This window comes from Sphingomonas sp. CFBP 13720 (genome assembly GCF_014842075.1).
Taxonomy (GTDB): domain Bacteria; phylum Pseudomonadota; class Alphaproteobacteria; order Sphingomonadales; family Sphingomonadaceae; genus Sphingomonas.
In genome coordinates this window covers 1-13701 of record NZ_JACYVA010000015.1, presented here as the reverse complement: position 1 = coordinate 13701, position 13701 = coordinate 1, and the positions used below count along the sequence as shown (strand labels likewise).

At 62.7% G+C, this 13701-nt stretch carries 12 protein-coding genes; 11 read left to right on the top strand and 1 reads right to left on the bottom strand.

The genetic code is table 11. The features are described 5' to 3' along the window. The first annotated feature begins 23 nt into the window (after window positions 1–23). From paoA to IFT55_RS16765, 11 genes are all read left to right on the top strand, one after another. Window positions 24–662 (top strand): aldehyde dehydrogenase iron-sulfur subunit PaoA, encoded by a 639-nt coding sequence (gene paoA, locus IFT55_RS16815; RefSeq protein WP_192093508.1) that lies wholly within the window; start codon window positions 24–26, stop codon window positions 660–662. Further along, window positions 659–1618, top strand: coding sequence for an FAD binding domain-containing protein (locus tag IFT55_RS16810; RefSeq protein ID WP_192093507.1), 960 nt, complete (start codon window positions 659–661; stop codon window positions 1616–1618). Before paoA ends, IFT55_RS16810 begins: the two co-directional genes overlap by 4 nt. Before the next feature lie 4 nt (window positions 1619–1622). Then, window positions 1623–3842 (top strand): aldehyde oxidoreductase molybdenum-binding subunit PaoC, encoded by a 2220-nt coding sequence (paoC, locus tag IFT55_RS16805; RefSeq protein WP_192093506.1) that lies wholly within the window; start codon window positions 1623–1625, stop codon window positions 3840–3842. A gap of 114 nt (window positions 3843–3956) precedes the next feature. Beyond that, complete coding sequence (locus IFT55_RS16800; protein WP_192093505.1) at window positions 3957–4565, top strand: cysteine hydrolase; 609 nt, start codon at window positions 3957–3959, stop codon at window positions 4563–4565. Continuing rightward, a complete protein-coding gene (paoC, locus tag IFT55_RS16795) occupies window positions 4562–6772 on the top strand; it encodes an aldehyde oxidoreductase molybdenum-binding subunit PaoC (protein ID WP_192093504.1) in 2211 nt (736 codons plus the stop codon). Before IFT55_RS16800 ends, paoC (IFT55_RS16795) begins: the two co-directional genes overlap by 4 nt. Then, the gene (locus IFT55_RS16790) at window positions 6769–7779 is read left to right on the top strand and encodes an SMP-30/gluconolactonase/LRE family protein (RefSeq protein ID WP_192093503.1); all 1011 of its coding nucleotides are present in this window, start codon (window positions 6769–6771) and stop codon (window positions 7777–7779) included. Before paoC (IFT55_RS16795) ends, IFT55_RS16790 begins: the two co-directional genes overlap by 4 nt. A gap of 19 nt (window positions 7780–7798) precedes the next feature. Beyond that, window positions 7799–8194 carry a (R)-mandelonitrile lyase gene (locus IFT55_RS16785; RefSeq protein ID WP_192093502.1) on the top strand — a complete coding sequence of 132 codons (396 nt, stop codon included), beginning with the start codon at window positions 7799–7801 and terminating at the stop codon, window positions 8192–8194. 19 nt (window positions 8195–8213) lie between these two features. Beyond that, entirely contained in the window at window positions 8214–8675 is a 462-nt protein-coding gene (locus IFT55_RS16780; protein WP_192093501.1) for a (R)-mandelonitrile lyase, read from the top strand. A 12-nt stretch (window positions 8676–8687) separates the two neighbouring features. Continuing rightward, on the top strand, window positions 8688–9629 hold the full coding sequence (locus IFT55_RS16775; RefSeq protein ID WP_249403906.1) for a LysR family transcriptional regulator: 942 nt from the start codon (window positions 8688–8690) through the stop codon (window positions 9627–9629). Window positions 9630–9764: 135 nt separating this feature from the next. Continuing rightward, complete coding sequence (locus IFT55_RS16770) at window positions 9765–11540, top strand: M61 family metallopeptidase (protein ID WP_197976520.1); 1776 nt, start codon at window positions 9765–9767, stop codon at window positions 11538–11540. 82 nt (window positions 11541–11622) lie between these two features. Further along, on the top strand, window positions 11623–12345 hold the full coding sequence (locus IFT55_RS16765) for an IS6 family transposase (protein ID WP_192093500.1): 723 nt from the start codon (window positions 11623–11625) through the stop codon (window positions 12343–12345). Here IFT55_RS16765 and IFT55_RS16760 read toward each other — a convergent pair. Then, window positions 12342–13520: a hypothetical protein gene (locus IFT55_RS16760; protein WP_192093499.1), complete on the bottom strand. Its 1179-nt coding sequence runs from the start codon at window positions 13518–13520 to the stop codon at window positions 12342–12344. The genes IFT55_RS16765 and IFT55_RS16760 overlap by 4 nt on opposite strands. Window positions 13521–13701: the final 181 nt, after the last annotated feature.

Sequence of the window (13701 nt, the reverse complement as noted above, 5' to 3'; positions counted from 1 at the left end):
CGGAAGAAGAGGAAACGCGGTCCATGGCCGGCATATCGGAAATTGAACTGTCCCGTCGGGGACTGCTTGCCGGAAGCGCCGCGACGGCCGCCATCGTTGCATCGCCGATCCCTGCTGAGGCAGCACCACTGCCTCCCTCTCCCGCCCCGGCTTCGCTACCTGTATCGTTCGAGGTCAACGGCTCCAGGCGCGAGCTGAAGCTCGATCCGCGCACTACCCTGCTTGATGCGCTGCGCGAGCATCTGCACCTGACCGGATCGAAGAAGGGCTGCGATCACGGCCAGTGCGGTGCCTGCACGGTGATGGTGGACGGTGTGCGCATCAATTCCTGCCTCAGCCTCGCCGTGATGCACGAGGGTGACAAGATCACGACCATCGAAGGCCTGGGCACGCCCGAGAAGCTGCATCCCATGCAGGCGGCGTTCGTAAAGCATGACGGCTACCAGTGCGGCTATTGCACGCCCGGCCAGATATGTTCGGCGGTCGCCGTGCTCGACGAGATCAAGCGCGGGGTGCCGAGCCATGTGCAGGCCGACCTGACCGATCGTCCGCAGGCGACCAACGTCGAGATGCGCGAGCGCATGAGCGGCAACATCTGCCGCTGCGGCGCTTATTCCAACATCGCCGAGGCAATGGCCGAAGTCGCAGGAGCTAAGGCATGAAGGCCTTCACCTATGAGCGCGCCAAGGATCCTGTTGCCGCAGCGCGCGCGGCGGCTCGGCCGGGCGCCCGGTTCATCGCCGGTGGCACAAACCTGCTCGATCTGATGAAGATTGAGGTCGAGACTCCAAGCCATCTGATCGATGTTCAGGATCTCGGCTTCGACAAGATCGAGAAGACCCGCGACGGTGGTCTGCGCATCGGCGCGTTGGTGACCAACACCAACCTCGCCGCGGACGAGCGGGTGCGGCGCGATTACGGCGTGCTCACGCGCGCGATCGTGGCGGGCGCGTCCGGTCAGCTCCGCAACAAGGCGTCCACGGCGGGCAACCTGCTCCAGCGCACCCGCTGCCCGTATTTCTACGACACCAACATGGCGTGCAACAAGCGCAAGCCAGGCTCAGGGTGCTCGGCGATCGGCGGTGTGTCCCGCCAACTCGGCGTGATCGGCGTGTCCGATAAGTGCATCGCGACCTTCCCGGGCGATATGGCGGTAGCGATGCGCGTGCTGGACGCGGTGATCGAGACGGTAGACGCAAACGGTCAGCAGCGATCGATCCCGATCGCTGACTTTCACCGGCTCTGGGGTGATCGCCCGGAGATCGACACCAACCTGCGCGCCGGCGAGCTTATCACCGCCGTGACGCTGCCGCGTCCGCTCGGCGGCAAGCACCTCTACGAAAAGGTGCGCGACCGCGCGTCGTACGCCTACGCACTCGTTTCCGTTGCCGCGGTGATCCAACCTGATGGCACCGGCCGGGTCGCGTTCGGCGGGGTCGCGCCCAAGCCGTGGCGCGTCGAGGCTGCAGAGGCGCTGCTGCCGCGCGGTGCCGCTGCGGTAACTGCCCGCGCCTTCCAGGGCGCGACGCCGACCGAGGACAACAAGTTCAAGCTGCCGCTCGCCACTCGCGCGTTGGCTTCCGTGATCGCGCAAGCCGCCGGCCAGAAGGGGGCCTGATCCCATGAAGTTCGACACCCCCGCGACGACCAATCCGATCGACCGCATGAAGGTCGTGGGGCGTGCCCACGACCGCATCGACGGGCCGCTCAAGACGACCGGCCAGGCACCCTACGCGTACGAGTTCCACCGCGAGGTTCCGAACGCGGCTTATGGCTACGTGGTCGGCTCGGCCATCGCCAAGGGCCGTATCCGTTCGATGAACCTCAATGAGGCGCGCGCCGCTCCCGGCGTGCTTGCCATTGTCACTGCAGCCGACGCCGGCAAGCTGGGCAAGGGCAAGTACAACACCGCCAAGCTGTTCGCCGGTCCCGCGGTCGATCATTATCACCAGGCCGTCGCAGTCGTCGTGGCGGAGACCTTCGAGCAGGCGCGCGCCGCGGCGGGGTTGATCCGTGTAGACTATCAGCGCGCGCCCGGGCGGTTCGATCTCGACCAGGAGATCAAGACCGCGCCGCTGCACGGCGGCAACAGCGGCGAAGGGAGCGAGTCTCCGCCCGAGCACCGAGTGGGCAAGTTCGAGGCTGCATTCGCTGCTGCCCCGGTGAAGCTCGATCAACGCTACACCACGCCCGATCACAGCCACGCGATGATGGAGCCCTTCGCCTCGATCGCGTCCTGGACCGGTGATGCGCTGACGGTGTGGACGTCGAACCAGATGATCGACTGGGGCCGTACGGATCTCGCGACGACCCTTGGCATCCCCAAGGAGAAGATCACCTTCATGTCGCCATACGTCGGTGGTGGTTTTGGCGGAAAGCTGTTCCTGCGCACCGATGCGGTGCTGGCGGCGCTTGGCGCGCGTGCAGCCAAGCGCCCGGTCAAGCTGGCGTTGCAACGCCCCCTCATCGCCAACAACACGACGCATCGCCCTGCCACCCGCCAGCGCATCCGCATCGGCACGACGCGCGACGGCACGATCACCGCGATCGCGCACGAGAGCGGCTCGGGCGATCTGCCCGGCGGCGGCCCCGAAACGGCAGTGAACCAGACCGAATTGCTGTACGCGGGCGCCAATCGGCTCACGTCGCTGCGGCTCGCGGTCATGGATCTGCCCGAGGGCAATGCCATGCGTGCACCTGGTGAGGCGCCCGGCATGATGGCGCTTGAGATCGCGATGGATGAGATGGCCGAGCAGCTCGGCATGGATCCGATCGCCTTTCGCGTGAAGAACGACACGCAGGTCGATCCCAAGGACCCGAAGCGCCACTTCTCACAGCGCCAGCTCGTCCGTTGCCTTGAGGAAGGGGCACAGCGCTTTGGCTGGTCGAAGCGCAACCCCAAGCCCGGTCAGGTGCGCGATGGCCGGTGGCTAGTGGGAATGGGGGTCGCATCCTCGTTTCGCAACCACATGAACATGCCCTCGGGTGCCCGTGTCCGGCTGCGCCGCGACGGTGTCGTGACGGTCGAGACCGACATGACCGACATCGGCACCGGCAGCTACACCATCCTGGCGCAGACTGCGGCCGAGATGATGGGCGTGCCGGCCGAAGCCGTCGTCGTAAAGCTTGGGAGCTCGGCATACCCGGTGTCCGCGGGTTCGGGCGGCCAGTTCGGTGCGGCAAATTCGACCGCGGGTGTCTATGCAGCGTGCGTGAAGCTGCGCGAGCAGGTTGCCCAGCGGCTCGGCGTCAACTCGGTCGACGCGGTGTTCGAAGGTGGCAAGGTCCGGAGCGGCAACCGCACCGCCGACCTGCGTCAGGCGGCGTCTGCCGGCGAGCTAGTGGCCGAGGACAAGATCGAGTTCGATAAACTCGACAAGTCCTACCAGATATCCACCTTCGGATCGCACTTCGTCGAAGTCGGTGTCGATGCCTATACAGGTGCCACCCGCGTGCGCCGGATGCTCGCGGTCTGTGCCGCTGGCCGTATCATCAATCCCAAGTCGGCGCGCAGCCAGGTGATCGGCGCGATGACCATGGGCGTGGGCTCGGCGCTGATGGAGGCGCTGGAGGTCGACAAGCGGTTCGGTCTCTTCATCAACCACGATCTTGCCGGATATGAAGTGCCGGTGCACGCCGACATTCCCCACCAAGAGGTCGTGTTCCTCGACGAGGCCGACGACAAGGCCAACCCCATGAAGGCCAAGGGTGTCGGCGAACTCGGGCTTTGTGGCGTGGGCGGCGCAGTGGCGAACGCCGTCTACAATGCCACCGGCGTGCGCATTCGGGACTATCCGCTGACCCTCGACAAGCACGTGGAACGCCTGCCGGCGATCGCTTGATCGATCGTCGCCGACCAAAGGTCGGACATCAGAAATGCAGCCCCTTTCCGTCGCCCAGCGGAAGGGAACGACTAGGCTCGCCCTCACGGTTCGAGCCGCCGATGGAGAAGCGCGATGCATCCGAACACGACGGCCCTGTTGCTGATCGAATACCAGAATGACTTCGTAAGCGAGGGCGGTGCGCAGCATGAGGCAGTGCAGGCGGTCATGGCCGAAACCGGGATGCTCGCGCACAGCCGGACGGTGGTCGAACAGGCACGAGCGCTCGGGGTGACGGTGATGCACGCCCCGATCAGCTTTGCCGATGGCTATCCCGAGATCCCCTCCGATCCCTACGGCATCTTGGCCGGGATCGTGGCCGCGAAGGCATTCCGGAAAGAAAGCTGGGGTGCCGAGATTGCCGAGGTGATGGCTCCCCAAACAGGTGACATCATCATCGAGGGCAAGCGCGGGCTCGACTGCTTTGCGAGCACCAACATCGACTTCATCCTGCGCCAACGCGGCATCACCGATCTGGCCATCGCCGGCTTCCTCACCAATTGCTGCGTTGAGTCGACTATGCGCTCCGCCTACGAGCGCGGCTTCCGCGTAGTCACGCTGAGCGACTGTACCGCGACGCTCAGTCCGGAAGAGCAGGACGCGGCCGTCACAAAGAACTTCCCGATGTTCTCGCTGCCGATGACCCACGATGCCTTCCTTGCCAAGCTGGAGCCAGCGGCATGAAGTTCGACACACCGGCGGGCACCACCCCGATCGATCGCCAAGCCGTCGTCGGCCGGCCGCATCCGCGGGTCGAGGGGCGACTCAAGACCACCGGCACCGCCACCTACGCGGCCGAACACCATGACGTCGGCGACGACCTTGCCTACGGCTACATTCTGGGTGCCGCGATCGCCAAGGGGCGGATTTCGCGTCTCGACCTGTCGATCGCGCGCGCCGCGCCCGGCGTCCGTACGATCGTCACTCACGAGACGGCGGGAACCCTGGGTGTCGGTGACTTCTATGTCCAGCGCGTACTCGCCGGACCGGAGGTGGACCACTATCATCAAGCCGTCGCCGTGGTCGTGGCGGACACGTTCGAGCAGGCGCGGGCTGCCGCCGCCCTGATCCGTGTTGATTATGCGCGTCGCAAAGGCTCGTTCGACCTTGCCGCGCAGAAGCCGACCGCACCGATTGCGCCGGAAGAGCCATTCGGCGGCGCAAGCGAGCTTCGCGTCGGCGACTTCGATCGCGCCTTCGCCGCCGCGCCGGTGAAGATCGACCAGACCTATACCGTGCCCGATCAGGCCCATGCGATGATGGAGCCGCACGCCACCATCGCCCGCTGGAAGGGCGACCAGTTGACCTGTTGGACATCCATCCAGCAGATGAATTGGGGCAAGCGAGATCTCGGCAAAATCATCGGCACGCCCAAGGAGAATATCCACCTGCTCTCGCCGTTCATCGGCGGCGGTTTCGGTGGCAAGGGTACGACCCAGAGCGACCTTGCGCTCGCGGCGCTCGCTGCGCGGGCGGCGGGGCGGCCGGTCAAGCTCGTGCTGCAGCGCCCGATCATGTTCAACAACACGATCCATCGGCCGAAAACGATCCAGCGTATCCGGCTCGGCGCGGGCCGCGACGGCCGCATCACTGCGATCGGACACGATGGCTGGTCGGGCAATTTGCGCGGCGGGAGAACCGAGCCGACCACGCTTCCTACCCGGCTGCTCTACCGTGGCGAGAACCGGCTGCTTCGCCGCTATCTGACCACACTCGATCTGGCCGAGGGCAATGCGATGCGTGCGCCCGGCGAGGCTCCGGGCATGATGGCGCTCGAAATCGCGATGGACGAGCTGGCGGAAAAGCTGGACATGGACCCTGTCGCGCTGCGCATCGCTAACGACACGCAGGTCGATCCGGAGAAGCCTGAACGCCGCTTCTCGACCCGCGCCTTTGTCGAATGCCTGCGCACAGGCGCCGAACGGTTCGGCTGGAACGCTCGCCCGACCCGGCCCGCCAGCCGGCAGGACGGCAAGTGGCTGATCGGTTATGGCGTGGCGAGTGCGATCCGCGGCGCCCCGATCGCCAAGGCGGGTGCGCGCGCTCGGCTCAGCCGCGACGGGATTATCACGGTTCAAACCGATATGACCGACATCGGTACCGGTAGCTATACCATCGTGGCGCAGGTCGCCGCTGAGATGCTGGGTGTCCCGTTGAGCCGCGTGGTGGCCAAGCTCGGCGACTCTGCTTTCCCTGAGACGCCCGGCTCCGGCGGACAGATGGGCGCTGCGTCGGTCACTGCCGGAGTCTACGCCGCCTGTGCCGCGTTGCGTGATGCCGTGGCGCAGCGGCTCGGCTTCAACACGACCGATGTCATCTTCGCTGACGGCGAGGTGCGTTCGGGCGGTCGCGCAGTTCCCCTTGCTCGTGCCGCACAGGGCGGCGAGGTGGTGGCCGAGGACAGCATGGAATATGGCGACCTTAGCAAGCAATATGCCCAGCAGACCTTCGGCGCGCATTTCGCTGAGGTCGGCGTCGATCGCTACACGGGTGTCGTCCGCGTCCGACGCATGCTGGCGGTGTGCGCAGCGGGACGTATCCTCAATCCTCTGACCGCACGCAGCCAAGTGATCGGCGGCATGACGATGGGCATAGGTGCTGCGTTGATGGAGGAGATGGCAGTAGACAGGCGCTTCGGCTTCTTCGTCAACCACGACCTTGCGGGGTATGAGGTGCCGGTTCACGCCGACGTACCGCATCTCGACGTTGCGTTCATCGATGAGATCGACGCGACAATGTCGCCGGTCAAAGCGAAGGGCGTCGGCGAACTTGGCTTGAGCGGGGTCGCGCCCGCGATCGCCAACGCCATCTACAACGCGACCGGCGTGCGCGTGCGTGAATATCCGATCACTCTGGAGAAGCACCTTGATGGGCTGCCGGAGCTCACATGACTAGCGCCCGCGAGCTGCTCACGCGCTTGCCGCATCGACTTCGCTCGGCGCTCCTCGTCCTGTCGTTGCTCGGCATTGCGGGTGGAGCGTCGGCTCAGGTCACTGCTCCCGCACTCCGCAGTGCCGTTCCCATCCCGCCTGCGGAGCGTGCGTTGACAACGATCGTCGCCGATCGGCCGATCCGCGTCCCAGGCGCAACCCTGGACCTCGAGGGTCCGGTGTTTCTTCCCAACGGAGATCTCCTGCTCTCCGACGTTCAGGGAAGGCGCGTGATGCGGCTGGATGGGCGTGACCGGCTCACCACGGTAGTCACGCTGGTCAGTCTGATGCCTGGCGGCATGGCGCTGTCACCTGATGGACGTGTTTTCATCGCGGCGGCGAACGGCAAAGGGGGCGGCGCGATCATCGCGATGCGCACAGACGGCAGCGAGCAGCAGACGATCGTTCCTGAGGCAGGCGGTTTTGCCCCCAACGACATCGTCTTCGACGCCAACGGCGGCTTCTACTTCACCGACGCGCGTGGAACGGTCGGCGAACCCATAGGCGGCGTCTGGTATGTAGCCGCGGCTGGCGTCTCCCCAGTCACAGTCGTCCGACATCTTGCAGTGGCCAACGGCATTGCCCTGAGCCCCGATGGGAAGCGTTTGTGGATCGGCGAGTTCGCTTTGGGGCGTTTATACCGGATCGACCTCAAGGATGCGGTCACGCCCGCACCGTTCGGGGCAACGACGGCGTATCATTTCACCGGGCCCGCGCCGGACTCGATGCGTGTCGACGCGGCAGGTCGTGTCTATGTCGCACTTTATGGACAAGGCCGCGTTATTGTCTTCACGTCGAGCGGTCTGCCGCTGGGACAGATTCTGCTTCCAGGCCGCGATGACGGACGCAATCTCAACACTACCAGCATGGCGCTCCGCTCCGGCACCCGCGATCTGGTCGTCGTGGCCAGTGACGGCAAACCGGGCGGTCACGCGACGATCTTTCACGCACGCTCTTTCGAGCACTAGACCGGCAAGGAGAAGAGACATGGATCTGAAGCGCGCAGGGTCGCAGCCGTCGCAAGTGGGACCGGCTGAGTGGTTCACGGGAATCGTCCGTATCGACCCGCTGAACAGCCCGCCCGAGCCTGCGCGTCATAGCTGCGCGGCCGTGACGTTCGAGCCGGGCGCCCGCACCAACTGGCATACCCACCCTTTCGGCCAGACGCTGATCGTCACTGTCGGCTGCGGCTGGACGCAGTGCGAGGGTGAGGAGGTCGTCGAGATTCGCGCCGGCGACGTCATCTGGTGTCCGCCGCGGCACAAGCACTGGCACGGTGCCACCTCGACGACCGCGATGACCCATATCGCGGTCCAGCAGGCTCTGGATGGGAGCCCGGTCGACTGGCTGGAGCCAGTCAGCGACGCACAATACCACCGTTGACCGAAGACGAAATTAGATCATGAAATGTCTTCACGTTATCGCCTTGCTCGGCTGCACGGCTTCCACTGCCCAGGCTCAAACGGTCGTTCGCGCTGGCGAAGCGCCCGCCAAGCCGGGACCGGCCACCAATTTCACGGGGACGGTGAGCGTCCGGACGATGGCCGAGGTGATTGCGCCCGGTCAGGCCGGTGCTGCGCTGGTGACCTTCCAGCCGGGAGCACGGACCAACTGGCACACCCATCCCGCGGGACAGATTCTCTACGTGACCGAAGGCTGCGGCTGGATTCAAGAGGAAGGCAGCCCCGTCATCCGCGTCTGCGAGGGCGTCACGATTCATGCGCGACCGGGCGCAAAACATTGGCACGGTGCGACGAGCAGCCAAGGTATGAGACACTTGGCCGTTACCGAGACAATTGACGGGAAGCCCGTCGACTGGCTCGAGCCCGTACCCGCGAGCCAGTACCATGGCCCTGCCCGTTAAACGACAGATTGCATGCTTGAAGGCGAAGATGCACGCTGCTTATCGATGTCAAACACTAGATCCAACCTCGCTGACCTGACCTACTTCCTGTCAATCGCAAGGCATCGAAGCTTCCGCATTGCGGGTCTGGAACTCGGTGTCAGTGCGTCCGCGCTCAGCCACGCGCTGAAAGGCCTGGAAGCGCGTCTCGGCGTGCGACTCCTCAACCGTACGAACCGCAGCGTGACGCTGACTGCGGCCGGCGAAGAGTTGCGCGATGAAATAACCGAGCCGTTCGGCAGGATCGATCAGGCGGTGGAAGGCTTAAACCGCTACCGCGATGCGCCGACGGGCCGTGTGCGACTCAACGTGGTGGCAGAAGCGGCCGCGCTGCTGCTGGCACCGGTGTTGCCTATTTTTGCGGAGCGTTACCCGGACATCGAAGTCGATATTGCTGCCCGTGATCAGATGGTCGACGTCATCGAGGGCGGGTACGATGCCGGCATCCGGCATGGTGGCACTGTTCCCGAGGATATGGTCGCCCAGCGGCTTTCTGCGGATCTTCGCTGGGTCATTGCCGGATCGCCCGCCTATCTCGAAAAGTTCGGTACGCCTGAGACGCCCGACGATCTTCAACAGCATCAATGTCTGGCTGTGCGACTCGGGGACGATCGCATCTATCGATGGGAGTTCGAAGGACCGCAAGGAGAGTTTGCGCTGAGCGTGCCGAGCAAGATTATTGTCGACGAAGGACGCGCGATGCTCGCCATGGCGCTTGCAGGCACGGGATTAATGTTCGGTCTCGCGCCTACGTTTGCTCCTTTCGTGGGACGCGGTGAGCTGAGGTTGGTATTGGATGATTATTCTACGATGGGCCCCGGTTACCACATTTATTATTCAAGCAGGAGACAAGTCCCGACTGGGCTTCGCTTATTGATTGATCTTGTACGTGAAATTCGTCCATTGGGGCTTTAACATCTTGCCAAGCCGAAAAGGCTAAGAAGCCTACAATGAAATCTCGTACTTGCCTTCCCGAACCTGTTATGTAAACAAAGTAGATTCTTTATAGAAGGCTTTTATGTGTGATATTTCTCGATCTCAGTCCTATTGATGGCTAAAATGCTGCAGTTTTGCCGTTTGATCAATAGCGCGACGACAATACTATCAGCTTTTACTCTGGGCGGTGCCACGGCCTCCGTCCCTGTAAAGGACCGGACATTCACGCTTCAGATCGCGCCGCAGGGCAGCGCAAAAACTGACCTAGGCGTCAGAAGCGTGCGCATTCGGATCAGCTTCTATCCGGGGCCTCTCGAGGCAGGTGGGACGCTGTTTGCCATGCCGTTGATCACTGCCAACGTTGACACGCTCGCAACTTCCATCACGTCTTTGAGAGTTACTGACAAGCGCGGATTGGTACCCCTGCTGGTCCAGGACAAGGCTTTAGCGGGAGGCACCGACGCCGACGATGACGGAACCCGGCGAGAGTGGATCGTTAAGCGCAGGACCGAAGGTGCGGTAACGGCCACCTACTCCATTCCCGCAACCAATGCCCGCCCTCCGCGCGGTCCCGCACCCCCGATCAGTCTTATGGCAGACGACGGCGCGTTTTCCGGTGCCGGAAGCATGTTCCTACTCCATCCGACAGGCGAAAGGCGCTACCGTCTGTCCATCAAATGGATTTTGTCTGCGCTACCCCGAGATGCGATTGGAGTAAGCAGTTTAGGCGTAGGCTCCTCGGTTTCGAAAAATTTGTTAAGCGGCAGCGAATTAGAAACAGTATTTTTCCTTGCTGGAAAACTGGGTCGGGTTGACGACGTCAAATCAGCCACAGGTTTTTTTGCAGCATGGCAAGGTAAGCCCCCTTTCGAACCGCGGCCGCTTTTGAATTGGACAAAGACGCTTTACAGTCGCTACCTGACCTTCTTTCGTCCGCCCGAGTCCAATAATTATGGCGTATTTCTTCGCTATAATCCAATTAATGCAGGCGGCGGGGTAGCAATGTACGGGTCGTTCGTAGCTACATTCGGTAGTGGCGCTGGCGCCAACGAGGAAAAACTAAGATTCACACTTGCGCACGAGATGTTCCACACTTTCCAACCTAAAATAAGCCGTCCCGGCGGCTTGGAGACTGCGTGGTTTTCTGAAGGATCTGCAAATCTCTATCAAAGCCGACTGCCGCTGCGGTATGGAATGGTGGGATCGAAAGCATTCCTTGAGGACCTGAACTACTACGCAAGTCGCTACTACACTAATGCGATGGCAGATCAGCCTAACAGTGAGATCGCCAAAAGATTCTGGTCCGATACGCGCATCAGGACGCTGCCCTATGATCGAGGCATGTTTTATCTAGCCACGGTCGATGCGGCGGTACGGCGCCGTTCAGGCGGACGGCGTTCGCTCGACAATATTCTGATTGAACTCTTGGCAGCCGAAAGGTCAGGCCATGAAACACGTCTAGCTGACTGGGAAGGAGCGTTACTCCGCGACCTCGGCTCAGGTGCCGTCACGGAGTTTCAGGCGTTCCTTGCCGGCCGTGTTCCCGTTCCCCCCTCCGACGCGTTTGGACCGTGTTTTCGCCGAAGCACTGCGAAGCTACGCCGTTATGAGTTAGGTTTCGATAGTGCCGTATTGGCAGAACCACGACGGATCGTACGCGGTCTGCTATCTGGGAGTGCAGCAGCGATGGCTGGCTTACGCAACGGGGACGAGATCGTCCTGCCCGTTCCACAAGATGCCATCCAAGGCAATCAGACCGAGATGCTAAAGCTCCGTATCCGGCGCGGAAAACGTGAATTCGGTTTATCATATCTTCCTCGAGGCACTACCGTCGACGCTTACCAGTGGGAACGCGTTCCGACAGTTGCGGAAGCGCAATGTCCTTTCTAACGAAAATTGGCCAAATAGGGCGTTCAGGGGGCTCTGTCAGACTAACGTGGCAAGGCGGTCAGGGGTGCGATAACGATCGAACATGAGCCGACGATCACGTGCCAAACCGCCCAGCCCGTTCCGCCGGTTCAACTCGTCACCGGAGGTGATCCGGCTGGTGGTCATGATGTACGTGCGCTTCCCCCTGTCGTTGCGGAACGTCGAGGACCTGCTGTTCGAGCGCGGCATCGACATCTGCCATGAAACGGTGCGGATGTGGTGGAACAGGTTTGGCCCGATGTTCGCAGGGGACATCCGGCGTCAGCGGGTGTCGCGCATGCGCGGCTTTCGTCAGTGGCGTTGGCATCTCGATGAGATGTACGTGAAGCTCAACGGTCAGATGGTTTACCTGTGGCGAGCCGTCGACCACGAGGGCGAGGTCCTCGAGAGCTACATTACTAAAACCCGCGACAAAGATGCAGCACTCACCTTCATGAAGAAGGCGCTCAAGCGCCATGGTTCACCCGAAGCGATCACCACCGACGGCCTGCGTTCCTACCGTGCCGCGATGAAGGAGCTGGGTAATACCAGCAAGCAGGAGGTCGGTCGCTGGGCGAACAACCGGGTGGAGAACAGCCATCTACCGTTCCGACGAAGGGAGCGGGCCATGCTCCGGTTCAGGCGAATGAGCTCCTTACAGAAGTTCGCCTCGGTGCACGCCAACGTCCACAACCACTTCAACCTCGAACGCCATCTTATCGACCGCCAGACCTACCGGGAACGCCGCTCTGCCGCCCTGGCAGAGTGGCAGGTGATTGCGAGCTAGCCCCCTGCCCTTAAAGACGGACCTGCATCGTGCAGAGAGCGGTTCGCGTTAGACTGACAGCACCCCTGACCAGCCTGTGCGTCGCCGAGTAGAATTGCCACCCGCTTGGCAAGCCGACCCGTCGCGCTAATCTGATCGTGCTTTGGGCGTCCCTTGTTGCTGAAATCAGATTGCAAGCCGAGTGCTGCTTCGATGGCGGTCTTGTGCCCCATGACCTGATCCATGCCGTCGCTGGAGGCGGCGCGCACCATAAAATGCTTCACGGGCGTCTCGAACAGCGGCGTCGCCGCAGCCGTTTCAATCAGCCCCCACCAGCTCTGATCGCAGGCGGCGAGGATCGGCTGCGCCACGTCGTCGAGCGGCACGGCGACGGGGCGCTGATATTCGATCAACTCACCGTCATGGTCCTGGAAGGCGGCATCTTCCCACGTCAGCGTTCCAGGGGAGGGCACCGGTTTCGGCCGGAGAAATAGATCGTCAGTGACGAGGTGCACCCAGGGGATAGTGAAACCCGCCCAGTCGGTCTCGAGCGTGTGCCAGTCCTCCCAAGGCGCGAGGAGCAGGGCGAACACTGCGTCTGCGACCACGCGGGGGTGGGCGCCGGCATGCGGATCGAACGCGCCGAAGTCGCGGTTCCAGCTTTCGTAAAGCCAGGGTAGTGCGCGCTGGCCGGCGCGACGCGCGACCGGCACAATCTCCTCAACCGTCAGCCACTGAAACTGCGCGAGGTGACTCGCCTCGAAAGCGCGTCCTGAAAAATACCTGGCGAGACGCACTGCATCGAACAGCGCGGTGATTTCCTCTGGGCTATAGCGACGCACAGTCGCATTGCCGAACGCCATCGGCGGCAGAGTGTCGGCCAGATCCAGCGGGCAGAGATATGTCCGCCGGACAGTGGTTGCTTCGAAAGCTGCAACTATAGCGCGTGCGCCCTCTTCGAGCGTGCTGGCCAGGCAGGGCTCGGGCATGAGGCAGGGAAGACCAGCGCCGCGCAACGCATCCGACAAACCGAACGAGAAGCCTATCCCCTTATCCGCGGCGGAAAAATTGTCAGCGCAGAACTGCCTGAACGCCATGTAAGCAGGCGACTGGCTCAGATTGCTCGGACCTGGCCACCCTATCGACCATAAAGAGTCCAACGCGGCCTCGGTCCGTGCGAGTTTATCGTCGCTCATCGGCGCAGCGTCATGGCCGAAAGGCCATTACGGACGCGCGATCATCGAGCGGATCTCCTCGAGCTGATAATGAGGCCGTCCGAAGGCGTCGGCCATCTCGCTCGCCACCTCCAGCATTAGAGCGTTTTTCAGCCGAGCTGAATCATCAGGGATTCACACGGTGACGGTTTTCTGATTCACG